This is a genomic window from Planococcus sp. S3-L1, assembly GCF_030063085.1.
Lineage (GTDB): Bacteria > Bacillota > Bacilli > Bacillales_A > Planococcaceae > Planococcus > Planococcus kocurii.
The window spans coordinates 1-23,387 of record NZ_JASISN010000028.1 but is presented as its reverse complement, the minus strand read 5'-3'; the positions used below and the strand labels follow the sequence as shown (position 1 = coordinate 23,387).

Annotated in this window: 24 protein-coding genes and 1 other annotated feature; of the genes, 2 read left to right on the top strand and 22 right to left on the bottom strand. The window is 37.1% G+C overall.

Annotation, left to right across the window (positions count from 1 at the left end):
* Positions 1 to 21: 21 nt before the first annotated feature.
* Positions 22 to 234 (bottom strand) — a binding site (T-box leader).
* A gap of 413 nt (positions 235 to 647) precedes the next feature.
* Entirely contained in the window at positions 648 to 1,244 is a 597-nt protein-coding gene (locus QMF37_RS16960) for a hypothetical protein (RefSeq protein WP_058385420.1), read from the top strand.
* A 302-nt stretch (positions 1,245 to 1,546) separates the two neighbouring features.
* On the opposite strand, the gene QMF37_RS16955 is transcribed toward QMF37_RS16960, so the two are convergent.
* From QMF37_RS16955 to QMF37_RS16925, 7 genes are all read right to left on the bottom strand, one after another.
* Complete coding sequence (locus tag QMF37_RS16955; protein WP_283478962.1) at positions 1,547 to 3,187, bottom strand: thiamine pyrophosphate-binding protein; 1,641 nt, start codon at positions 3,185 to 3,187, stop codon at positions 1,547 to 1,549.
* Positions 3,188 to 4,072: 885 nt separating this feature from the next.
* Positions 4,073 to 5,662: a sensor domain-containing diguanylate cyclase gene (locus tag QMF37_RS16950; protein ID WP_283478961.1), complete on the bottom strand. Its 1,590-nt coding sequence runs from the start codon at positions 5,660 to 5,662 to the stop codon at positions 4,073 to 4,075.
* A 555-nt stretch (positions 5,663 to 6,217) separates the two neighbouring features.
* The gene (locus QMF37_RS16945) at positions 6,218 to 7,147 is read right to left on the bottom strand and encodes a phosphotransferase (protein ID WP_071154054.1); all 930 of its coding nucleotides are present in this window, start codon (positions 7,145 to 7,147) and stop codon (positions 6,218 to 6,220) included.
* A gap of 223 nt (positions 7,148 to 7,370) precedes the next feature.
* Positions 7,371 to 7,739: a type II toxin-antitoxin system PemK/MazF family toxin gene (locus QMF37_RS16940; RefSeq protein WP_071154053.1), complete on the bottom strand. Its 369-nt coding sequence runs from the start codon at positions 7,737 to 7,739 to the stop codon at positions 7,371 to 7,373.
* 83 nt (positions 7,740 to 7,822) lie between these two features.
* A complete protein-coding gene (locus QMF37_RS16935; RefSeq protein WP_071154052.1) occupies positions 7,823 to 8,104 on the bottom strand; it encodes an AbrB/MazE/SpoVT family DNA-binding domain-containing protein in 282 nt (93 codons plus the stop codon).
* A gap of 203 nt (positions 8,105 to 8,307) precedes the next feature.
* Positions 8,308 to 8,775 (bottom strand): GNAT family N-acetyltransferase, encoded by a 468-nt coding sequence (locus QMF37_RS16930; RefSeq protein ID WP_071154051.1) that lies wholly within the window; start codon positions 8,773 to 8,775, stop codon positions 8,308 to 8,310.
* A 303-nt stretch (positions 8,776 to 9,078) separates the two neighbouring features.
* On the bottom strand, positions 9,079 to 10,893 hold the full coding sequence (locus tag QMF37_RS16925; RefSeq protein ID WP_283478958.1) for a M3 family oligoendopeptidase: 1,815 nt from the start codon (positions 10,891 to 10,893) through the stop codon (positions 9,079 to 9,081).
* 229 nt (positions 10,894 to 11,122) lie between these two features.
* Between QMF37_RS16925 and QMF37_RS16920 the strand changes: the two genes are divergently transcribed.
* The gene (locus QMF37_RS16920) at positions 11,123 to 11,569 is read left to right on the top strand and encodes a site-2 protease family protein (RefSeq protein WP_283478957.1); all 447 of its coding nucleotides are present in this window, start codon (positions 11,123 to 11,125) and stop codon (positions 11,567 to 11,569) included.
* Between the two features lie 459 nt (positions 11,570 to 12,028).
* Here QMF37_RS16920 and QMF37_RS16915 read toward each other — a convergent pair whose 3' ends face one another.
* From QMF37_RS16915 to lepB, 15 genes are all read right to left on the bottom strand, one after another.
* Positions 12,029 to 12,472, bottom strand: a complete 444-nt coding sequence (locus QMF37_RS16915; RefSeq protein ID WP_283478955.1) for a hypothetical protein — start codon at positions 12,470 to 12,472, stop codon at positions 12,029 to 12,031.
* 437 nt (positions 12,473 to 12,909) lie between these two features.
* Positions 12,910 to 13,761 (bottom strand): DUF2785 domain-containing protein, encoded by an 852-nt coding sequence (locus tag QMF37_RS16910; protein ID WP_283478954.1) that lies wholly within the window; start codon positions 13,759 to 13,761, stop codon positions 12,910 to 12,912.
* Positions 13,762 to 14,003: 242 nt separating this feature from the next.
* A complete protein-coding gene (locus QMF37_RS16905) occupies positions 14,004 to 14,858 on the bottom strand; it encodes a DUF2268 domain-containing putative Zn-dependent protease (RefSeq protein WP_283478953.1) in 855 nt (284 codons plus the stop codon).
* Between the two features lie 186 nt (positions 14,859 to 15,044).
* Positions 15,045 to 15,788, bottom strand: coding sequence for an IS21-like element helper ATPase IstB (gene istB, locus QMF37_RS16900; protein WP_283478952.1), 744 nt, complete (start codon positions 15,786 to 15,788; stop codon positions 15,045 to 15,047).
* Positions 15,785 to 17,332, bottom strand: a complete 1,548-nt coding sequence (gene istA / locus QMF37_RS16895) for an IS21 family transposase (protein ID WP_283478951.1) — start codon at positions 17,330 to 17,332, stop codon at positions 15,785 to 15,787. Before istA ends, istB begins: the two co-directional genes overlap by 4 nt.
* A 129-nt stretch (positions 17,333 to 17,461) precedes the next feature.
* Positions 17,462 to 17,611 (bottom strand): hypothetical protein, encoded by a 150-nt coding sequence (locus tag QMF37_RS16890; RefSeq protein WP_283478949.1) that lies wholly within the window; start codon positions 17,609 to 17,611, stop codon positions 17,462 to 17,464.
* A gap of 806 nt (positions 17,612 to 18,417) precedes the next feature.
* Complete coding sequence (locus tag QMF37_RS16885; RefSeq protein ID WP_283478948.1) at positions 18,418 to 18,708, bottom strand: hypothetical protein; 291 nt, start codon at positions 18,706 to 18,708, stop codon at positions 18,418 to 18,420.
* Between the two features lie 34 nt (positions 18,709 to 18,742).
* Positions 18,743 to 18,967, bottom strand: coding sequence for a hypothetical protein (locus QMF37_RS16880; protein ID WP_283478946.1), 225 nt, complete (start codon positions 18,965 to 18,967; stop codon positions 18,743 to 18,745).
* A 79-nt stretch (positions 18,968 to 19,046) separates the two neighbouring features.
* Positions 19,047 to 19,415 (bottom strand): hypothetical protein, encoded by a 369-nt coding sequence (locus QMF37_RS16875; protein ID WP_283478945.1) that lies wholly within the window; start codon positions 19,413 to 19,415, stop codon positions 19,047 to 19,049.
* A gap of 101 nt (positions 19,416 to 19,516) precedes the next feature.
* Complete coding sequence (locus QMF37_RS16870) at positions 19,517 to 20,077, bottom strand: class I SAM-dependent methyltransferase (RefSeq protein WP_283478943.1); 561 nt, start codon at positions 20,075 to 20,077, stop codon at positions 19,517 to 19,519.
* Between the two features lie 351 nt (positions 20,078 to 20,428).
* Positions 20,429 to 20,686, bottom strand: a complete 258-nt coding sequence (locus tag QMF37_RS16865) for a hypothetical protein (RefSeq protein ID WP_283478942.1) — start codon at positions 20,684 to 20,686, stop codon at positions 20,429 to 20,431.
* Positions 20,687 to 20,963: 277 nt separating this feature from the next.
* Positions 20,964 to 21,527 (bottom strand): GrpB family protein, encoded by a 564-nt coding sequence (locus tag QMF37_RS16860; RefSeq protein WP_283478941.1) that lies wholly within the window; start codon positions 21,525 to 21,527, stop codon positions 20,964 to 20,966.
* Between the two features lie 162 nt (positions 21,528 to 21,689).
* On the bottom strand, positions 21,690 to 22,070 hold the full coding sequence (locus tag QMF37_RS16855) for an alpha/beta hydrolase family protein (RefSeq protein ID WP_283478980.1): 381 nt from the start codon (positions 22,068 to 22,070) through the stop codon (positions 21,690 to 21,692).
* Between the two features lie 122 nt (positions 22,071 to 22,192).
* Positions 22,193 to 22,345, bottom strand: coding sequence for a GNAT family N-acetyltransferase (locus tag QMF37_RS18330; protein ID WP_481861842.1), 153 nt, complete (start codon positions 22,343 to 22,345; stop codon positions 22,193 to 22,195).
* A gap of 280 nt (positions 22,346 to 22,625) precedes the next feature.
* Complete coding sequence (gene lepB / locus QMF37_RS16850) at positions 22,626 to 23,213, bottom strand: signal peptidase I (protein WP_283478978.1); 588 nt, start codon at positions 23,211 to 23,213, stop codon at positions 22,626 to 22,628.
* Between the last annotated feature and the right edge of the window lie 174 nt (positions 23,214 to 23,387).

Below are 23,387 nucleotides of genomic sequence, written 5' to 3'. Positions count from 1 at the left end.
AGCCCGTCTCTGTATATGTTATACAGAGACGGGCTTTCCCGCGGTACCACTCTTATTGTCCAACTATTATGGACCGGCTCAACATGATAACGGGATATCCCGACAATACCCTACTAAATTATTCAGGCAGTTTCTTAGAAGTGCGCTTCATCGTAATAGAACCTATCAGGCTTTCACCATCCCTGACTCGCTAGTGGATCTAATTACAACTACTCTCTTCATCATAGAATTTACATATTTTTCAATTAGCATACCCTACTAATTTCCTTAAGTCAAACTCCTTAAAGAACAGACCCTATTTATTATTACTTTCAAATAGCTAACTCAGTAAAAAGGAAGCTTTTTTAGTTGCTTTTGCCTTCTGCAAATTTCCAGATTGTCCTTGACTAGTTTCGACTACTCTGGCTTTAAGATGAGAAGAATAATAGCTTTCTCTTCTCATAGATTAGCTTTTATCATACTGTTTCTTTATATAAACTCGTTAAAACTAATGATTAACCAATACAAAACTTGTAAAAAGATGAATTTCCAGCAAATTATCAGTCAAAATCTATTTCTTGCGATATAATAAAAATATTCAGTTAGTTTATTCAATGCAATTAGACTATAAACAGATAATAGAAGAGATAGATAAAAGGAGGCATTAAATGAAAAGAGTAACTACACTTCTCGCACTGTCGTTCGTTTTTTTGAGCGCCTGTGCAAATGATGTTGAAAAATCAAACTCTATTTCTGCTGTTGAATTAACAGAGAAAGAACGTGCGATATTGACAACTACTTCAGATAAATCATTTGTTTTCGATTTCAGTATTAATAGTGAATACAAAGAGGTATCTGTATGGGTTGAAAAATACCAATCAGGTACATTGATTGAGGAGATAGTTGGTTCTCTATCTGCAGAGGCAGAGGGTAACGGTACTATTATTTTTGCAACCTCCAAACTAGAGAACGATGGTGAAAAACAGACGTTTAATATTGGAATTAGTAGTAACGGTCATACAGGTTCCGTAAGTAATATAGAAATTAATCCAGAAGATTTGGTTGATATGGCAAGTGTTTGGGGACAACTTGAAGGTGAAAAAAAGTCGATTGACGATGAGTTGGTATTAGCTAATATTAGTTATTCAAATGATCAAGTTATAAGTAGTTTATCTACTGATTTTTTTAACGATGTTGAAAATCACATAGATGAACTAGCACAATATGATCTTGTCTACCTTCTTAAAGCTGAATTTAAAAAATAAAGATATAAGCGTCTTTCTCTTGAGAAAATGCTTAAGCTCTTACTAGACAAGTGTACATCCTAGTAAAAATCACTTCGTATACGCTTTAATCCATAAACGCCACAGCTCTATGACAAAGTGAGCTGTGGCGTTTATTCTATTTCTATAGATTTTCAAATAAGGCATAGCCTTTTGATAAACTTCATTTCTTCAATATCGCCTACGCTATTTTCTTAATGATATTACGTTTACTGAAGCTTAAATGGCCTCTCTTTTTAAACAGTAACCTTTTAGAAATCAGTTTATCAATAGCAATTTCTTTCCTACTTCCCAAAAGAAGAAAGAAATTTAACTCGATCTCCCATTGGCGGGATGTTGTTATCAACCAATGCAACCTCTAAAATTGCTGGACCGTTTAAATAAGTTAATGCATTTAACATATTTTGAGATAAATCTTCAAAGCTATCTACACGGAAATTCGGGATATTTAATGCTTCAGCCATTGCTGCAATATTGACGGGTTCTTGTTCAAAGGATGGATGTGAACGCTTGTATTGCAACGTATGTCCCTGATATACCATCCCTAAACGCGCATTATTCATTACGACGAACAAAATAGGCAATTTATATTCTTTCGCAGTTAAAATTTCCATCCCGTGCATAAAGAAGCAACCATCTCCTGTGATGGCAACTACCGGTCGATTGGGTTCAGCAAGTTTCGAACCAATTGCTGCGCTTAATCCGCTTCCCATTGCACCAAAATGTACGTTGATATCGAACGTGTCTTCCTCCAACACTTCCATGTCATGGATTACATAAGCCATAAATTCTCCGATATCTATCGTATATCGAGTAGAAGTTGGTAAGAATTCCTGTAACTTCCGTAAGACATTCTTTGTATTAAATTCCTCTTCTGTATCAGCGGATGACTCTCGTCCAATTGCCTTCACAGTTGTCGGTCGCTCTAGTCCTCTTGCTTTGAGTTCTTCAATTAGTTTAGTTAAACCCTCTGACATATCTCCATGTATTGGAACATCAACCGGATACTTTCGGTTAAAAACTGTAGAATCAAAATCAATTTGAATGACGAATCGGTCTTTTGCCAGATTTGGGTTATAATTACTTGTCGCTGTTTCACCTAAACTTGATCCCAGAACAAGTAGTGTTTCTGCATCTCCCTCATTCACTAACAAAGACGTATCATCTTTTCCAGCGAAACCAAACACTCCAGAAAATAAAGGGTGGTCTTCCCGGAAAAGCCCTTTTGCCACAGGTGTTGCAACAATTGGCCAATTGAGCAATTCTGCAAGTTCTAGTACTTGCGCTACCGAATTACGTACGCCTTGTCCCGCAAAGATAAAGCCTTTTTTCTTCTGCAGCAAATGATCAGCTACTTGTTTGACTAATGTCGCATCTATAGGTGGATGTCGCTCTATTTCTATCTTTGGTATAGGAAGTTTTTCGACATTCCCCATTTGCACATCTATTGGCATCGCAACATGAACCGGTCCGGGTATACCAGAAAGGGCAATTTGTGTCGCTTTTACAATCTCATCCAATAAATCCGCTGAATCCAAAACCGTAACACTATACTTGGCTATAGGTTGAAAGAGTGCCTGAGCATCGAGTTCTTGTGAAGCATTTAGTCCCATTGTGCTGACCGGCACTGCCCCAGTAAGAAACAGAATGGGCAAATGCTCCCGCATTGCATTCGCAGCTCCTGTCAATAAATTAGTGCCTCCGGGGCCACTACTGCCGATGCACACACTCAGTTGCTGAGAATATTTTGCATAAGATGCTGCCATATAAGAGGCAGCCCCTTCGTGTTTTGTAACAATTGGAGTGATTTCTGGAAAATCTAAAAGCTGATCATAAAAAGCATTGACCGAACCTGCTGGTATTCCAAATACGTACTTAACACCATTTCCCTCTAAAAATTCCAAAACATTACGAACCGCTTTCATACCAAACCTACTCTCCATAAACATTGATAGATACTGTAAATACTTTTAATTTTATCAACCTGCTGAAGTAGCACTCTTGAGTGTGCTACAGTTTTTAACTATTACATTTTGTTATTCGTTCGTCTCAATGCCTTCTGGAAGCTAATCGAAACGATAACAACTCATCATTCAATTGTTGTTGGTATCTAAAAAATTCGTATCTTTTTTAAGATGTGTGTTCCAGCATAAAACCTTCTGGCCACTTAAATTACTTTTAATTCAGAAAATTCATTTATGTAAAGTTTACCATAAATTCCATTAGAGGAATATACAGTATTAAAAAGAAAATATCAGTAAATAAAAGTAGTACAGATTCATTCATACAAAAAGAAAAAGCTCTTATTTGAGCTTCTCAGACTGTAGACAAAGTCTATAATAATGTATAATTTAATCGGTTCGGCCACTTCGCTTTCCGTGGATTCAACTTCAGCCTTCGCTGTTCTACAGGAGGCTGCGTGGCCAAATCGGTTGTCAGCATGTGACTCAGATTAGCGAGAGTAACCAACGAATCTGCTTTTAATCAATACCCTTTCAAGGATTCGGAGTGCAATGCGGCGAAGAGCAAAGAGATGCCCCTGTATCGCTGCGCTAGCTTCGTCGCAAAGACTTGTCTGCGAAAAGCGTCCGCATGGAACGCAGAATCCTGTATCCCCAAGATGAGTCGACTATTTATTCTTTAACTAACATAAAAATGTTCTTCCAACCATCGAATTAAATCCTCAGTTATTTCTTCAAAAACTGTATGATTGATACTTTAGCCTTGATTGCCATTCGGTAACAAAATAGGATGAACACTTTTTTTACAAATCGGATTATAAGAGGTTAACAAGGATAAGTGAATTTCGCTTAACTTGAGTAAATCGTAATTCGGTTTCTTCCTGCAACCTTTGATGTAAACAATGCCGAATCCGCGAACCCAAAAATTTCGGTTACCGAATTTGTTTGTGCTGGATATTCTGAAATTCCAATAGATACTGTAATGGTTTTATTAGGTACGTAGCTGGTCTTTTCAACTTTCCCCCTAATCTTTTCTGCAACATTATAAGCACTTTGAGAATCGGTATGGGGAAGAAGTATAACAAACTCTTCTCCTCCATATCGAAAACAAACATCATTTTTTCTTACAACTGTACAAAGTGTTTCGGCCATCATTTTTAAAACCTTGTCTCCCACTTGATGTCCATACGTGTCATTAACGGACTTGAAGTGATCGATATCCAGCACCAGTAGAGAGAACAACCGGCTTTCCGCTGACCAGATGCTTAAAACTTCGTCCAGATTTCTCCGGTTCAGTAGTCCTGTCAACGAGTCGGTCTGTGCAGATTGAGTGAGTTGCAAATTATTTTTTTCGATTGTTTCAAAAGCCAAACCCACACTTTTGGTTAACAGGTCCGCTTCCCGGTTCCAATGAGCTTCTGTCAGAACTTCCTTTTCCGATTGGAAAATCGGTTTTCCTTCAGCTAATCGATTTACGAGAGTGCCCAGTCGATTAAAAGGAGCTGCTAACTTTCGCGCGATCAAGATTGACAACAGAAGCAAAAACAAAAACGGCACCAACACCTTCATTAGCAATTGCCGGAGCTCAGTTAGCAGTAAATTCTCAACAAATGAATACGGAGTTTGCTGCACAATTCCCCATCCTGCTTCTGGAACATAACTATAAGCGGATAGCATAGAAACCCCTATGGCATTTTCCGCAATCTCTGTTCCACTTTTTCCCTCTGCTATTTTACGTACCAGTGAATGTTCATAAAAATTTTCACCAATCCGCTGGCTTTGTGGATGAAACAACAATATTCCGTTGGGGCCAACAACATAGTAGTGGGAACCACTAGTATCACTCGCCTCATTATCAAGAATCTGATTCAAGGCATTTTCTTTTTGAAGATAAATGGTTCCTCCAATCATCCCTCTATAAGTTCCATTATTCGAATAGATGGGTTGACTCATCAAAACTAGTAGCTGATTCGAGGGACCCACATAAGGTTTAGTCAGCATGGGCACTCGTGCATCTAAGACATCTTTAGTAACACCAGAGGTTATTTTTGTTCCTTGCAATCCAATGCCCCCTGGACTGTTAACTCGGATAACTCCCGTTTCATCAACCCACGATAAAGAGTTGAAATAGCCACTACTGACTCTTAAAAGCTCTAGTTGCTCCTGGATTTCTGGATCAGTCATCTCCTCATGGTCTTCCAAAAACTCTGCGGTAGATTCTAAATGGGTTCTCATCGAAATAAATAATGAGTCGACAGAATGGCTCATCTTTTTAGCCTTGGAAAAATTAAGCGCCAAGTAAGTTGATGTTAAGGACTCTTTATTCGAATGATAAGTCGAAATCGTAAGAATCAAAAGAGTTGATATCACAGAAACGGAGACAAGTAATGATAACAACGTTGCTAAACTTACTTTTCGAGTAGTGAAAGTTTTTCTCATTTAATATACTCCTTAATAACCTATAAAATAATTATTTGAAAAGACGTAGTTTTATTGAGAGCGAAAAATAGCTGCTAAAAAATGCGTCCTAAAGAAGTCCACTTTTCCGTGAATTAGTCATGATAATTTCATCCAACACAAAAAGGTCTTTCTTTTCTTTTTTGTATTCCACGAGAAATTTTATGCGCATTTTTTAACATACATTTCTATTATTTTATGTACTAGTCTTGATTTACACATGGTGAATATTCCCTTATACTTCAAGGTAATTATACCATTATTTACCTCAATATCTTAAATATTCTTTTCTCATCTATAAAAAGGGATTTTAGTATATGATTACTTTTTAAGAAAAGAGAAAAAAGAGGTGCTTTGAAATACCTCTTCTCTTCTCTCCTCTCCTCTCTTATTTACACAGCTTTCAATAAGCTGCGATATGTTAAATATCATCCATTCAAAAATACAGTTTTAAATTCTTGAAATGCATCTTTTGATGGGATTATTTCCCCTGGTACATTCAAACCCTAGTTATTTCTTCAATTAACTCCATATTACTCAAGTTAAACTGTACTCCTCAAAATCTAAGAACAACTGGATAAGATTTTCAAACAACGTGCGTTGTACTGAATTCTGCCAATCTTCTTCCACATCTGCCATTAGCCACACGACTTCATCAAGGAAAACATGTTCCAGTGCTTTTAGCCAATTCGCTTTCTCCACTTGAGATAGGATTACAAATTCCCCGTACCCTAGTAAAAACAGGTGCCACTGCTGTTTTGTAAAAGGTCGATCTGGCGCAGAGACCAGTTCATTGTGAAATAACAACAGGACCAGCGCCAAATCAAAAATTCGCGGAACCCATCCAGCATTATCCGGATCAATCAAATAAGGCTTTGGCGTATAGACAAGGTTATTCGCTTTAAAATCATGCGGTGTTGCAACGGAAATAAGGTCTGCTTGCTTCAGCTCTGCCTGTTGACGAACCGCTTGCAGAAGCCGGACTTCTAATTTCGGATTTATCGTGATGCCGTGTGGAGCTGCATTTTGCACAATGTGCTGGAAGCTCTCTGTGACTTCCTCTTCCGTGAAATCAAATACATTGTAGATATCCAGTTCAAATTCATTGTTAACAGGAGATAGCGCGTGAATTCTTCCAAGCAACCTTCCTGCTTCTTGGATTTCCCAATCCTTCCCTATATAAGACTCTCCATGAATAAACGGATAAACAACGTAGGTTTCTTCGTCGAAAGTCCTCGGGTTTTCTACAGGAATCTTTGCTGGAATAATCACCTCAATGCCTTGTTTGTTTATTGTTTTTGTATACTTCATGAGACGATTCGCTTTCTGAATTGGATGTTGCGTTTTTTTGACGATAAAGTCGCCTTCAGGTCTTTTTAGCCGGTAAACTGGCGAGAACGGATAGATACTGATTGGCTCTTCTTCTAATTCAAAACCAAAATTCTTTGCAATTGTTTTAGCTTTCATTAAATTCTGCCTGCTTTCTCTTAGTCATCTTCATATGGACTGCTTCTAGTATTTATCTTATTCGAATAAGTATATGATTATATTACCAATAAGCAGAAAATTTAGAAACGGTATTTTAAAAGTTTATATTCAAATTTAAAAGCGTTCGTAAAAGTACACTTTTAAGAACAAAATGAATTTCAGTACTCAAAAAGACCAATCATAATGATTGGCCTTCCTTTCTTTACCCTATAAAAGTAATGGCATCGATGATAGCCTTGCATTCTTCAATCAACTCTTGATCGGCCTCGTCTGTTAATTTTGCAGCTCTAGCCAATGGATCAATTGCCTTTATCTTTTCACACAATACATACCCAGTTGCCTGATTGTTTACTACGCTGTTCTTGTTATTCTTGGTTCTTCCATTTACCGGTACATGAGTCGGGTAAGCTTTATTCGTATTGGTGATTGGCAAAACCCAAATTAAGTCGGTCTCTTTATGTACATTTTCTTCTGAAACAACGATGGCTAGACGATAACCTTGCTGTTCGTGCTCTTTTGCCGGCGACATATCGACCTTTATAATATCCCCAACTTTAAAAAATCTTGTCATCACTACTCCTCCAATTAAATAGTGCCTGTACTTTTCCATTGAGGATTAAGTACAGGCAAACGATTTTTGAGCCTATTAATTGCTTACCACTCTTCTTTTCCGACTGGTGCTACTTCATCCCAAAGTGCTTCAGGCTCAGGTTTTTCACCATTATAACCAACAAATAACTTTTGAAACGGAGTTAACTGGCTTTTTCGAACTAATGAAATTCGATTTGGTTCAATCTCTACATCAAATACAGCATCATCAGTTGCATTAAATCCGGCTTCCTCAAGGATATCTCTTGTAAGCCGAACTGCTTTACTGTTACCCCAATTCTGAAGTTTAGCCTCTCGGTGACTAACTTTCTGCTTGATTTGCGGCACGTGAATCAACTCCTCAGAGTGCTATTTATATACCAAGTATATACAGTGTATCTACATTCAGCAAACAATAGCTCTTTTAAGATTCTTCTATAATGGAACTCGATTAAAAAGTAGTCACCATTCGCAATAAACTCTTTTGATCAATCTAGCTGTTTATTTCACTTCGGATAATTCGGAATATATAAACTTTTCCATTTTTTATTTTAGATTTTTTTCCCCATTGCTGTTGATTGCGTTTGATAGCCCAGTTTTTTATAAAGTTTATAAGCATTAGGATTTCTGCCAAAAACATTTAATCCCATAGAGGTAATCCCAGCACTTTTCATGTTTTCTTCTAATTCTTTCAATACCAAGGTAGCGAATCCTTTCTTTCTAAACTCTTCATGGATTAAAATATGGTAGATATAAGCTTTATTACTTTCGGATTGGATAGTGTACCAAATCACCCCAATTGTTTTATCTTCTTCGGTTGAATAAATAGTGTAAACTAACTGGCCTTCTGTGCCTTGTTTGTTTGGAAGGAGTTGTTCCATTAAATCTTTTGATTCTTCCATCGCCTTTTCTAATGGAATCATATAGTTTTCAGATAAGTCTTTAGCGTAGTCAGGTATAAAATATGCCAAGTAACGATCAAATTCTTCCTCTGTCATTTGTTGTAGTTTTGTTTTCATAATAGTCACTCCTCACATTTTATAAAAATTCTAGAATGTTCTATATTTCATTTCATCCCAACTAATTATACCATTATTTCCCTATCGTTTGTTTTGTCATTCCTCGAGCTCATTCTGAAAGAAAAACAGCTTATAGAAATAAAGCGTTCCTAAAAGTTCACTTTTCAAAACAAAAAGAGACTCAGGTTTGAGCCTCTTCTTCCGATAATTGGTCATATGTCAATGAAGCTGCTTTCACCATTCCTCACATTAACTTTAAATACATTTTATGGTAATTAAAACCTATTTGATGCAACAAAGATATTAGTTACTTTCGTTACAATACTGTTCAGTCAGTCTCAAGTATTCTTTTATAGCTCCAATTAACGACTGCTGGGAGGCATTCCAAAATTCGCTCATTGATACATCTCTCCCTAAAAAGGTTTGTGCCAGTTGTTTCACTGTCTTTCTTCCCGAGTTGCGCAATAGTTCGTCATATCGTTCGTTAAATCCACTAGGCTCTAATTTTGCCAATTCATAAATGCCATTGCTGAACAAATAACCGATAGTGTAAGGAATATTATAGAATGGTTTTTCAGCGTCATAAAAATGAACCGTATACATCCACTTATAAAGTGCCAATTCTTCAATTTCTCCTTCATAAAAGGAATTTTCTGCTTCGCTCAGCAGTAATTTTATTTCCTCTATATTCAATGGACCATTTTTTCTTTTTTCATAAAAGGCCTGTTCAAACCGGAACATATTGGGTACGGTTCCAACGTACATCAAACCATTTTTGATTTTTATTTCGAGAAGAGCCAGTTTTTCCAATTCATTGGTGGTCTGATTAATAACAGCATCCAATACCAGGTTTTCCATGAAAGTAGAAGCTGTTTCATCGACGCTTGTTCCTTTCCGTTGGGCAAGAGCCGGTTCCTCATGAAGGATAAAGTTATGGTAAGCATGACCTAATTCGTGGGCTAGGGTTACGATATCCTGATAAGTTTCTCGATAAGTGAAAAATATTCGGCTTTCTTTTGCCAACGGCATGGATGCACAAAACCCACCTTCTGCCTTGTTGGGTCGATTTTCAGTTTCGATCCAGCCTGCTTCAAACGCCATTTCCGCAAAATGACCTAACTTTTCATTGAACCGATAAAATTGCTTAAGGATTAAGCTCCTCGCTTCAGCATAAGACACTTTCTCGACAGGAGCGAATACGGGGGCAACTAAATCAAACCAACTCGTTTTTTTAGTCTGACTGAATTGCAGTTTTCGCTGAATATAGGCTTGATAAGTTTTCTTATTCTGATCAATTGAAGCTAGTACAGTATGAATGGTCTTTTCGTCTAAATCATTTTGTTCAACTGCTTCTTTTAATTGATTGGTCCAGCCACGCTGTTCATATATGTCTAACCGAGAACCGGCAATTCGATTCCATACGGAAGCAAAAGAGGCAGCTTCACCTTCACAAGCCACTTTTATTCCTTGAATCGCATGTTGGCGTAAATCCTGATTCTTTGAATAAATCGCATGATTTAAGGCTTGGCCAATCGATACCTCTGTTATCTTCCCATCTATTTTTATGGAAACTCTCAATTGCGATAGCATCAGTTGGTGTTGCTCTTCCCATCCCTTTATTCCGTTAACGGATAAAACGCTGATGAGTCTTTCCATTTCAGCAGGGAGCTGGTCATGAACTGCCTGTCTCTGTTTTTCTAAATAAAACGAAATGGGTTCCACTGCTTCCAAATTGATAAATTCAGTCCATTCATCTTCGGGAATCGCAGCAAGAACGTAGTCTAAGCTGATTTTTACGGAATCCAACTTTACTTTGATATTAGCACTTTGGTCCATAAGAACGAACGTTGCACTGTCTTTCACGTTCTCGGCATACACACAAGTCAAGAACTCATCCAATTCCTCCCATTCACTCAGCATAGATTGAAACTGGTAAACAATATCGAGAATTTTTTGAAATTCCTTTTTTTCTATTGCTGCTTCTTGAGCTTCGAAATTCTTACTTAAGATATGAAGATTCTCCGTCAAGCGATTTATGAGTTTTCCTAGCTCTACTGATTGGCTTCCGCCTTCGTATAAAGAATCTAAATTCCAATTTTGTTTAACTGTTTGATTCAATGTCAGTCTCCTCTTCTTTTTACTTTACCGGTAAAATAGCTGCTACTTCCGATAAACTGTTTGTGCTGTCTTTAATGAAATTACAGTAAGCTAACTAAGCAATTAGTGAAACCAACTCTCTAGTTATACGTATTTGTATCATGTTATCAATTTACATATGCGTACGAAAGGTCAAACTAGCAATCGTTGGATTGGTTCAATGCTTATCTAGAGAAAAAGGAGATAAAATATGAATTTCTTAGTTAACTTCATTATCATTGGTTTGTTTATTTTTCCTTTTGTTGCATTTATTCATGAGACCGGACATGCCTTTTTTCTTAAGCTATTTGGTGGAAAGATCAATGAGTTCAGTATTGGGAATGGTAAAATTCTATGGAAAAAGAACAACTTCAATATCAGAAATGCTTATTTCGCCGGCGGAAGAGTCGTCGCAAATACGATCAACTGGATGAGCATAACTCAAAAGACCTTCTTCTTTTTAGGTGGAGTACTATTTAACTTAATTTGCGCACTGGTTCTGGATGTGACCACTGGATATGAGTTCGGCGTTTTCCGTCATTATTTAGATAGCTTCATATTCGTATCTTACTTAAATGTTTTTGTCAATTTAGTTCCACTCACTACTATCTTTGGTGAAACCGACGGTAAAAAATTAGTAGAGCTATACAAAAGATGATCAGAACTACAGCTTTCATTCTTTTTCTAATAGCAGGTATATAAAAGTATCAAGTGAGTTAGGGAAAATAGTTAAGCCTATTAATATATTTCAAATAACCCTTCGTAAAAGATTGAATTCACAAGAAAACAGGAGACAAGATGTGCTAGTTACAGACTCTTCTCTCCTTTGCAATAAAAATATCTTCCGATAAGCTGCGATATGTAAACTAAATTAAATTCATCTTTATTCGTTAAATTGATATTTTGCAAACATATAAAATTGTATAATGACATCTGAAATTACTTTGGCAGAGTCTTATATCTTTTGGATTTGCCAATTTTTTATGCCTAAAAATCCTTTTAATTGAGAACTTTATTTTTAACGTAATATTTTCCGGTAGAGTTTGGAATTTAGAAGAAAAGAAAAACCATGGATGAGTTCCTTTATAATTCCCCTCAACCATGGTTTATCTACCAATTATTCTATGCTTTTGTTAAGAAACATCTTTCTTACTATACTGAAGTCATGCTTTAATTCTATCTCTTTGATATCCCATTTTTCCTTGCGGATTCTTTTAACGATCATCTCTAGTGCCTCTGAGAAGTAAAACATGATAAATTCTCGCAATTCTTCACTGGATTTGTTCCTCCATTTTTCAGGTGGCATGCCGATTTCCAAAGCGATATATTTCTTTTTCTTACTTAACCACATATTTTTGCAACCTTCAAAATCAATAATCCATATTTCTCCTCCTACTCTTAGAGTAAGAGCTATCTCCTCAAGTTCTGAGCAATAAATTTTGTTGCAGTACGTACCTAACAATCGATTTAATTCAATAACATGAGGTAGTAAAACTTTGCCTAAAGTAGGATCGCCCAATTCTGAACCCATTGTCAAATAATAATCTGGTTTATTATTCATTTTTTTACCTCTTCCTTTTCCTTTTACCTGCCCTTCTTTCTTTGTTCTCAGGTCCGAGATACCTTTCAACTAATCTTCTTTCAAGTCTAATCATTTTATTCCTTGGACCTCGTTTTACTGTTAAAACGTTACCACCATTTCTCTGCTTTTTCGAGTACCTTTTGTTTGGATCTGCATGTTTAGTAATTCCCCACTTCAGAAAATTTCCATCTCGGTCCTACTTTTTGTATAGAGTAGCTGGTCTTCCGTCTACTTTGTTTGCAGGCACCCCCAATATTCTTCCAGCTTTTTTTAAATGTCCTACTTTTGCAAAACTGCTGCTCGATGTCCAAGCGACGGAGCCTGCTAATGCCCAGCTTCGTTTACCTAAGATCTGTTGCTACTTCCGATAATTCATGATATGTAAACTACTTATTCTTATCTTTATCCTATGTGCCTTACATAGACAAGATAGTTTTTTTGATGATGGGCTTAAGAGATGTCAGGCTAGTACGATTGTCGATCTGCAAATAGAAGCTTTTTAGGAATTTTTTGCAGTTGGCATATAGAATCCAATAGTTCTCTTCATCAATCTGGCTTTTCTGTTTTTCCAGTTTAGGATGAATATTCTGCACCAAGTCTTCAATCGCCTCAGCCTCCAATCCTCTATTCAGCATTTCCAGGATTGGTACTAAAATTCTTTCATCTTCGTCATGGATATAGAAAGCATCAGACACAAATACCTTATCCCAGAGTGGATTAAGTATCTCTAAGTACAAGTCTGAGGTGATGTTCTCGTTCTTAACTAATTCATCAAATGCATCCGCGACATGAGCAATACTGTGGGCCCATCCTTTTCCTGCAACAAATCCCCGCAAATCATGTTCAAGGTTGATATAAGCTATCAGCTTATCTTTTATTTCTAAGACCGTATTAGAAGAAAGAAAACCTTCTTCATTGTCTCTATATAAAATAAGCGTTATTAATAATGTTGTAAAAGATCTAGTGAACACGGTATCGGTTTCAATTTCACCTATGCCTTTGAATAGCATTGTGTCACTCAAACATAAATCCAGCATGTCGATTAACAACTGATGATTCAGCTGTTTGTCCCGCGTCAACTTGCAAAAAGTGCCATAGATCAAGGTGTCCCGAAATTCACTGTCTGTGGAACCGATATGTTCAATCATTGAATTTATAAGAAAAAGCTCATTCTCCTTCTCCCAATTCTTTTCTCCAACCTTTAAATCTTTCAGGAATTTTTTCAATTCTGATGCTTCTATTGCAGCAGTGTTATATAGTAAAGTCATTATACAGCTTCTCCTTGAATTTAATTATATTTTCTGAAATTGTTATATATTAATATTAACATAAAATTCCATAGTAAAAATATAAGCTGAAAATAACCGTTCGTAAAAGTACACTTTCTCAAACTAAAAGGCAAGGAGTTCATACTTGAACTTCTTGCCTTCCGATAAGCTGCGATATGTAAACTCTTCGATTAGAAATATTTCCTCTTACCCAGCTAGTTTAAGTCTCTCTAATTACTCACTTAATAATCACTGCCTGCCAAAATTTCCTCGGCAGTTAGTTCAAGCCATTCCTCAACCGGCATTCCAGGGTGATTCTCTAAAAATCTTTGCATAATGTCATATCCAATTATATGACTAGCAAAGGACGGTACTTCGGTAACCGCATTTCCATAATAAAAATTATTCCAAATTTCGATCTCCACAGAATCTTTTCCTTTTAAGAACAGTGCTTTGGTTTCTTCTGTAATCTTTTCATCTGCATTCAATATCCAATTTTGTTTCGTTTCAGGGTAGTTCATCCTCGCAAAAGCTTCAGCTTTTCCTTCCATCACTGCAGATTCAAGCAAAGTTGTTGTAGAAGCCGAACTTTCCCCTGTCCCTTTTTCCATATCAATCATATGAAAATACTCATGGGAAACGATGTGCTGTATGTCTTCTTCTAGAAGCGTTGAAGTGACAAATAGAACCATTACATCCTGATCCAATGCAACGCCTGGAATATTTAATTCTTGAGTTTTCCCATGTGTATATGCTGGATTAGCCGGAAAGATATGTACGGTTTTATCACTGCCTGGTAATTTTTCAGCCGACTTTTCTAATGACGCTTTAATTGCTGCATGCAAGGAATTTTCTCGATCCGATAATGCTTGAAGTTCGCTCTGCAATGGAATAATATCTTGGGGCGGCGTGAAAAACCAGTAACTCATATACTCGATGCCCTTCCCGTCTTCGAAAGCGTTTCTCCGAAATGGCTGCGTGACTGCCTGGGCATAGGTTTCATCAAGCGAAGTTGGATCTTTCTTTGCCGACTCTACGTAGTGGTTGAATGCTTGATAATACGAAAATACCTCAAACTTCTGCTTGCCAACTTTCATTATAGTGGGCTCGATCAGTGGGACTTGCTCGTTCAATTCTTCTTGGGCCATTTCTGAAGAAGGACAAGCTCGAGAACCAGTCGTGCCATAAAATAGAACCAAGGCGGACACGTTTGAGAACCAATTCGGACATCAGAGAACCACTCATAAGAATAAAAAAGCCGCCCTCGGGCGGCCTTTTTATTCTTATGAGTGAATCCCCAGTCTTTCACGCATGGAAATCTTTCCGTCAATGAAAATGGAATGTGAACTATGAATTACCCGATCTAGAATCGCATCGGCCAATGTTGCTTCGCCAATTTGTTCATACCAACCGCCTGGTTTAAACTGAGAACAGAAGATGGTGGATGCGTTCTGATACCTGGCCTCAACGATTTCCAAGACATCTCGTGCCTCATTTTCTGTCAAGGAGACAAGCATCCACTCATCTAAAATCAATAAGTTTACCTTCCGGTAAGCTTTCATGGTTTTTTGGTAAGTTCCATTCAAACGCGCAAGGGCAAGCTCATCTAACAGATCCGGCAGCCGAATATACTTGGCGCTATAACCCGTCCTGCAGGCACTCACACCCAATGCACATCCCAGATAGGATTTTCCATTTCCAGAAGCGCCCTTGATGATGACATTCTGCTTGTCGCCGATATAATTGCAGCTGGCCAAGCGCAGGATAGTGGTTCGATCCAGCTTTCGGTCTTCGTGATACTGGAGGTCTTCGATGCAAGCGTCTGGCATGCGCAAATTCGCCTGCCGGATCAGCCGTTCCAGTTTGGTGTTCTTTCTGCGGATGTATTCACTGTCGATTAATAAATTGAAACGATCCTCAAAGGATAATTCTTTGTATTGGGGGTCGTTCATCTGGCTGTAATACGTGTCCGCGATGGCACTCAAGCGCATTTCATTCAGTTTGGTAATGGTGGATTCAATGGTCATTTATTTTTCCTCCCATAATAATCGGCCCCTCTGACAAACCCGTGCTCTTTTGAAAGGCTGATGTTTTTATTTCTGGATGGACTGGCAGTGATGACGTCACGCTCAGTCTTTAGAATCGTCTTAATCGTATTCAAGCTCATCCTCGGTGAGAAGGACAATGATTTTTCACAAGCGACTTCCAGTTCTTGCTCGCTGTATTGCGTTCCAAGTTTGGAAATCGCCAGACACAGCTTTAACGCCTGTTTTTCATTTGTCCCATTTTGTAAGATCGTTCTGATAGCTTTTTCCGTAGAGGGTCCGATGGACGCTCCCCACTCGATGAAATGTGCAGGCGTAAACGTCACAAACTGCTGATGTTTGGGAGGCAAGTGATCGAAAGTGGTTTCAGTTTGCCCTTCTTTTCCGAAAAGTCGTTTATGGGAGGCGATTCGGAAATGCTTAAAGAACACCTCCACCATCGTTCGTGTGACGCGGATTTCCACCACATGCTTGATGTACTCGTAAGGTACGGAATAATACATCTTGTCTTCCGAAATATGATAATCTAACTGTACAATGGCTTTTTTCCAGTGAGCCATCTCGTATTGGGAAGCCGGAAGAGGGAGAAGCGCGAACTTCTCTTCTTCCAAAAAGGCTGTCAGTCGGCTTCCTTTTTTCTTTTGAAATTCTTTCTGATTAAATTCTTTCAACTTAAGCCGGACGGCTTCATTCAATTCATGGAGCGAAAAGAAAGCCTGATTCCTCAGTGACGCGATAATCCAGGTGGTGATGATGCCGACGGTGCCTTCTACACTTGGCTTATCCTTCGGCTTCCGAACCCGCGCCGGCAGGATGACCGTCTCGTAATGTTCGGCCAACTCCTGATAAGTGCGATTGATGATTGGTTCGGTAGGAGAGGGCTTTTCAACTCCTGTCTTCAGATTATCGGGCACCACGGTCCGCGTGACACCCCCGATGAATTCAAAGGCATGGATATGCCCCGTAATCCAACTCAGCGAATCCATCGAATAGAAGCCTTCTACATACGAGTAGGAACTGCAGGGCAATGTTGCCGCAAAGAGATAAACCTGATGAATTTCACCCGTCTCCTGATCCTTAACTTCCATGGATGATCCGGCCCAGTCGACTTCAAGGGATTCAGCCGGTTTTCTTTTGATTCGCATGGTCGCTTTGGTCGAAACGGCAAACTGATTGTACGCCCTACAAAACTGGCGATAGCTGTAGGGGATCGTATTTCCGTTCCGGCTTACGAGCACATATTCATGCCAAAGTAGAGACAAAGTGACTCCATTTTTCGCCATTTCTCTATGGACGTAGTCCATATCCGGTAGATACCGTTCATCAGTGGCATGCTTCTCCGGAAAGAGGAGTTTTTGTAGCTCTCTATCTCCCACCTCTTCCGGCAAAGGCCAAGAAATCCCTTTCTCTTTTGCCTTCTCCAGCACCTCGGTAATCGTATTCCTCGAGCACCTACAGCTGGATGCGATTCCCCGTTTCGTCACATCTTGAGAATCCAATCTGAGAATCTCCCGATATTTGACCATAAAAAACCTCCTACGCAATTTATTTGCGGAATATTCCGCAAACTCATTATATAGGAGTGGTTCTCTCGTGTCTCAAGTGGTTCTGTTTTGTGTCCTGGGTGGTTCTAAAACGTGGCACAAGTGGTTCTATTAAATGGCTGTAATCATTTCTGCCTTTGTTGTTGATTCTGCTGAATCATCCGTTGTTGCAGTTCCCTCTGAACAAGCTGATAAGAATATAACTAACAAACTAATTACTATAAAAAATTTTGTCTTCAAAATACTATCCATCTCTTTCAATCCAATATCTCCTCCCTAATTAGATTAATTATTATACTTATATTACCATTTTTACATTTTATGATAAAGAGATTTTAAGCACTAAATACAAAATGTTCTAAAAACAAAGCGTTCGTAAAAGTACGCTTCCGCGAACAAAAGAAAAGGAAGAAACTCATTGCTAAGTTTCTTCCGATAAGCTGCGACATGTAAACCTAATAAGCCATTTCAATACTCGTCAAGAAAATAAAGAAATACCTTCCGCTAATAAATGGGAAAAATATTTCCTCCATTACTCGGGGTCATTCCAGCTCTTTAATGGGAAGATAATATAGAGAATAAGTGACAAGCTGTAAATAAGCAAAAACCATGAAAATGCTATTTGCTGGATGACTCCTATAATGGAGTTAATAAAGACAAGGGTTGCTAGCACTAAAACAAAAATTGTTTTTTGTTTTTCGGTTACCTTCATAATTTTTGGATGTTTATGTTAATCACAAGCATCCTGCCTCCAATTACGTAGTGTGTATGGAATCACTTCATAAAAAACAAACGTTTCGTTGCAAATACGAAGCTGGTTAATAACGGCTTAAATACGCCCAACACTGGATTTACAAGCTTTTTTTCTTTTTATAAGGCTTGATAGGTAAACCCAAATTCTATTGAAATTCGAGTTTTCAAATCTTATGGCACCGCCTTTTGAATGTATCATATTTTCGTTTGAAATTGGTTTCGCTGGATTTTCTAACAAAGCGCATAAAATCGGTGTTTTGAATGTAACTTACTTACCATTAAGTTACATTCAAATCGATTAATCAACCTTCCTTTTATAACTTTTGACTAATCATTTCCTTAAAATTTTTACGTGCGGTTGAATTATGTAACAACTTTTGTAGTTTTCTTCTAGAAATCAAATAGGTTTTTAGTTCGTTATCATTTTTAATCAATTGAATAAGAGATGGAGATTCTAAAACAAGTTGTTCGAACCAATATTTTTTTTGAAGTTGGTTTAAGTTAAATTCGATTTTCTGGTCTTTAGAAAGAAAACTATATTTTATTCCCCCAAAAATTGACTTCAAAATTTCCCAGAGACTTTCTGCACCAACATCTATTATCATTTTTATTCACCATTTTCTATTTATTTTGAAGGAATTAATATCCCCTGAAAGTATTGCTATATTTCTCGCTTTGCCATTCTTTTTTAAAACGCCTGTAATTCCATGATTCAAACAGAAGAAATCCTATTAATGATCCAATAGGTGCTGAATAGGTAACAGGACCACCAATCAAGATCAAGCTTGAAACATATCCAATTGTCATTGCAAGAAGAAAAAGCGTTATCGTCCATTTCTCTTGTTTCAAAAAATCTTTTTTCATTTTTTTCTCTCTTTTCCTAAGATATAGTGACATTTTGAATGTAACTTACTTGCTATTAAGTTACATTCGTTCTCGACTTCTAACATATCTCAATTGATTTACAGGTAATCTGACAATCCATCATAGGAATAACCATTTTAACTTGATAAAGATGGACGTCTTCTACTAAAATTTCTCTAATTGAGATGTCATGAAAATAGAAAGCTAAGTCATTCGGGGATTGTGGAATATCTCCTTTTGCCCCTTCCAGCCAATTATTGAAGATGGTTGAAAAACATTCTTTAAACAGAACCGTATACTCTCTTTCTTCGCCCTCAACATCGCTTAAACCCATATATTTCATTGTCACTAAATGCTTGGTATGATCATAGTTTAAACCCTTTAATTCTGAATCAATATAGTGAGTAGCCATTAATTTCTCTTCGAGTTCTTGACCACTTCGTTTCAATCTTCGTAACCTCCACTTCTAAACTTCAAATCAAAAATGCTGTAAAGTTTCGGTTTTGAATGTAACTTAATTCACATTAAGTTACATTCAGGTTCAGTAAATCATCGCTTAGTTGCGTCGATTATTAGTGAAGGGAACATGATTTTATCCCCTTGATTTCTAGGGTCAACTTTTTTTGAACGAAAGACAACACCATCCTCCTGCTGCCATTCCTTGAAATGAAAATGACCCGATTCATTGAAATACTCAAGGAGTTTCACTTCATAGCCGGCACTTTCAAATACAGATGTTAGCGTTTTGTAGTTATAAATAATTTTGTGGCTAGCAGCTGGATGTTCTTTGGGACCAGGTCCACCGATTTGAACTATATTTTGATATGCTTCATCAGGAAAGTATCCGTCTGGAACGGCACAACGAATATAACCATTAGGTTTTAGGTATGCATGACAAATCCTTGCAGCTTCTATCCCTTCCTCATATGTAAGGTGTTCCCACACATGTTCAACCAAAACAGCTGTTATAGACCCCTCTTTAAATTTATTTTCCCAAGTAGTTTTATCTAGTAAATTTAGTTCTTCTTCCTGGGTATGAATCCACTCAGGATTGTTATTGTAATCACCAGCGCCAATCACTACTTTAATTTCCTTTTGTTCGTTCTCCATAAAAATCACCTCTAATTTTAATTATATTATTTTTAAATGATTTGCTTAAGACAAATTTTAGAGAAAGTAAATGTAATTTTACAGCATCTAATTTGCATTCAAATTCACCTCTTTGCCCCCTAAACTTCTTTTCTATCTTGTAAAGACTTATTGACTTTTTTAAATTTTTGAATAGAATCGAAATTCTTATCTTAAATATACTTTAAACTTAACACAGTTTCTAGATAATTCTGGAAATAAAAGCGTTCGTAAAAGTATCAAACCACTTTACGAACGTTCTTTTATTTCCATATACGTTTGCGAACAAAATTTCCTGAGTAAGGAATTTATGTAAGAGATACGTTATATCGATTAGCGTTTAATTTCTAAACATTCCATCCAGTTTTCAGGGAATCCCATTTTGTATAAGGTGTTAATCGCCACAGAATTTGTGATTTTTAACTCTAATTCTTTCAAAAATACATTCCAATCCTCAATCGCAAAATTAGAATTAAATTTAATTATATTTTTAATAGCCAACAAATTAGCAAATAAGGTTTGGTTATCACTTTTTTTCATCCCAGCAAGCTTTCTATCTTCGCCAAACAATTGTGTAGAAATCCATCCCATTACGAATCATCTGAACATCTCTTTCTAAGGATGTTAACGGGTGCGCAGAGGGGTGACAAGCTGTCATCCTATACAAATGATTTTCGTTTTGATAGGTATAATCGATTCTTGAATGATTACGGATCTTTGAACCTATCATGTATGTGTCTGTGTTTACATATTTGATTTTGCTTTTATCCAACAGGTTTATAAGCCTATTGGCAAACGTCTTTTTCTCTGCAGCACCATGACCGGATATTCAGATAATAATTTTTATCCGTCTCTTTTATTCTTTTTGCTAACTCTTGAATAAAATCTTCCATTCTTCTTCTTTTAGGCTTATTGTTGGCTTTTTTGAATGCCATTCTAAAGCTTCTTTTTGAATTTTTAAAGCCAGTTGCTCTTTTCCTTGGATATAGGATTCGATGTCGTACGGAAACTTCTGACTCAAACGGCTTTTTAATTTTCCATATTCTTTCCTAGCAACCGAATGAGTGCGAAGATAGTCACGAAATGCTAAATGTCTTTCAATTTCAAGACTTCCGATCTGATAAATATGGAGATGATGCGTCCGTTCATCTCCGCCTTTTTGAAAATACCTGCGTCCTGGAATTCCATTTTCGCCTTTTCCTTCGTATCCTAAGCCTTCTAATTGATTAGTATAGGTATCTACTAAAGTGATTTCTTTGACTATAGCTAATATATCTATGACCGGCTTAGCTTGTAATCCTGGAATGGATGTACTGCCAAAATGATGAATCGAAACAATCTCTTCGCCTAACATTCCCTTTAACTTAGTTGCCTCTTTGACAAATAAGGATACCCACTGTTCATCATATGGCAAAACTCTAACTTCTCTCAAAACTTCACCCTACTTTCGCTAATTCACAAATTTTTCATAAACATGAATTCTCTCAAATGTCATCAAGAAATGGTGGTTTGTATCTTCAAAAACAAAATGTTTCTTAAAAGTGCACCCATTGAGGGAAAGTATGAGTTAGCGCTTAAAATTTTCTTCCAACCATCAAATTAAATCTTCAGTCATTTCTTCAGAAATTGTATGATTGATGCTTTCATATTTCAGAAACTTTATATCAGTTGCTTCAGTTCCGCCTGACAAATAAGCATAATAGTCTTCCTGTCCTTTAATTGAAACGACCGTATCTTCCTCACCATGCATTAACAACATAGGAGAGAAAGCTTTGGTCTTCGTCATTGGGTCGTAAGAAATCAATTTTTCTATTTCTTCGGATGATAATGGAGGACGGCTATCGATTTCTCTAAAAATTATCTCGGATAAAAGAAAAGAGCCAGAACCATTGATGTTGATTAAACCAGCTATCTCTGGATTATTCGCATATATTCCATTTGCAATAAAACCGCCCATGGAAACCCCTAAAAGAATACTATCTTTTTTAGGAATTTCTAATTCAGCAAAAAGACAATTAGCTTCATCTATACTTGAAAAAATAGTTTGCTAGAAGTATTGCTGAGTGATTTCTTTGCTAAAATGATTTTCTAGTTTTTTCATGAACGCAAATTCGCTTTGTTTGTTTCTGCTTTAATCATCTTAATTCCTAACGGATCTGCTGCAAATTTCATCATATACTTGGAAGAGTTATAACCAGTTCCTTTTCCCCATAATTCACTCTCCCCTATTGCAATACCTAACTCCGCCATATAATCCTTAATACTGACCAAATCTGCATATCAGACTAATTTTCCTTCATAGTTTATTCCCATTTGGATAAAGTCGTTTTATAGACGATGGCTTTGACACAAGATATATATTTATGAATGACAAATTCCATTGCCTCTTCCTAAAAAAGTTACATCTTTTCGTTCATGTATAAGAATTCCATGGTAAAAAAAAGCCGTTTAAATTCTAAACGGCTAAGACAGTTTGAATTTATTTTGAGTAAACAAAACGAAGAATAGGCATATTCGTTTCTAGAGTATATTATTCCACAAAGCCCATTTCATTCAATGGCCAAAAGACATAATTGGTGCTACCGGTTATATTCGTTATCGGCACGAGACCAATAATTCGACTATCGGTGCTATTTCGACGATTATCGCCTAAAACGAAGACATAACCTTTAGGAATCTTGTCCAGTTCTGTAAGTCCTGCAAGTGTAAAATCTTCTGTTAGCGTCCCACTTCCCAAGTTATATTGCTCCTTAAGAGAAGATAAATACGGTTCAGCTTGAGCTTCCCCATTTATGTACAGCTGATCATTCTCGTAGGCTACATAATCTCCCGGAACGCCAATTACTCGTTTAATATAATCTTTGTCTTTTGTCGCATGAAACACCACAATATCGGATCTTTCAGGTTCTCCGATGAAATAACCAATTTTGTTCACCAACATTCGATCCTCATTTTCAAGTGTCGGCATCATTGATTCTCCATCGACAACAACTGGGGCGAATAAGAAAAAACGAATGAGTCCAGCGACTGCTAAAGCAACAAAGAGCGCTTTTCCCCACTCCCAAAGTTCATTTTTCTCTTTTTTGTCTGATCCACGGTTTACTTTCCCCCTTACTATACTAAATCTGAATGTAACTTATTTACTAATAAATTACATTCAAAAAAGGTTCTTACGCTTTTTTGGTGATGCTTCTTTTTATTGGTTTCCGGGTATAGGAATACCAAAAACTTGAAAGGTCGCTGAACAAGATGAAGACACTAATGGAAGAAACTCTTTTTCATTTAGACGAAA

Coding starts and splice junctions, on each gene's coding strand:
- QMF37_RS16960 (WP_058385420.1), top strand. CDS start 648: ATGAAAAGAGTAACTACACTTCTCGCACTGTCGTTCGTTTTTTTGAGC.
- QMF37_RS16955 (WP_283478962.1), bottom strand. CDS start 3,187: ATGAAAGCGGTTCGTAATGTTTTGGAATTTTTAGAGGGAAATGGTGTT.
- QMF37_RS16950 (WP_283478961.1), bottom strand. CDS start 5,662: ATGAGAAAAACTTTCACTACTCGAAAAGTAAGTTTAGCAACGTTGTTA.
- QMF37_RS16945 (WP_071154054.1), bottom strand. CDS start 7,147: ATGAAAGCTAAAACAATTGCAAAGAATTTTGGTTTTGAATTAGAAGAA.
- QMF37_RS16940 (WP_071154053.1), bottom strand. CDS start 7,739: ATGACAAGATTTTTTAAAGTTGGGGATATTATAAAGGTCGATATGTCG.
- QMF37_RS16930 (WP_071154051.1), bottom strand. CDS start 8,775: ATGAAAACAAAACTACAACAAATGACAGAGGAAGAATTTGATCGTTAC.
- QMF37_RS16920 (WP_283478957.1), top strand. CDS start 11,123: ATGAATTTCTTAGTTAACTTCATTATCATTGGTTTGTTTATTTTTCCT.
- QMF37_RS16915 (WP_283478955.1), bottom strand. CDS start 12,472: ATGAATAATAAACCAGATTATTATTTGACAATGGGTTCAGAATTGGGC.
- QMF37_RS16910 (WP_283478954.1), bottom strand. CDS start 13,761: ATGACTTTACTATATAACACTGCTGCAATAGAAGCATCAGAATTGAAA.
- QMF37_RS16905 (WP_283478953.1), bottom strand. CDS start 14,858: ATGAAAGTTGGCAAGCAGAAGTTTGAGGTATTTTCGTATTATCAAGCA.
- istB (WP_283478952.1), bottom strand. CDS start 15,788: ATGACCATTGAATCCACCATTACCAAACTGAATGAAATGCGCTTGAGT.
- istA (WP_283478951.1), bottom strand. CDS start 17,332: ATGGTCAAATATCGGGAGATTCTCAGATTGGATTCTCAAGATGTGACG.
- QMF37_RS16885 (WP_283478948.1), bottom strand. CDS start 18,708: ATGATAATAGATGTTGGTGCAGAAAGTCTCTGGGAAATTTTGAAGTCA.
- QMF37_RS16880 (WP_283478946.1), bottom strand. CDS start 18,967: ATGAAAAAAGATTTTTTGAAACAAGAGAAATGGACGATAACGCTTTTT.
- QMF37_RS16870 (WP_283478943.1), bottom strand. CDS start 20,077: ATGGAGAACGAACAAAAGGAAATTAAAGTAGTGATTGGCGCTGGTGAT.
- QMF37_RS16865 (WP_283478942.1), bottom strand. CDS start 20,686: ATGGGATGGATTTCTACACAATTGTTTGGCGAAGATAGAAAGCTTGCT.
- QMF37_RS18330 (WP_481861842.1), bottom strand. CDS start 22,345: ATGGCGGAGTTAGGTATTGCAATAGGGGAGAGTGAATTATGGGGAAAA.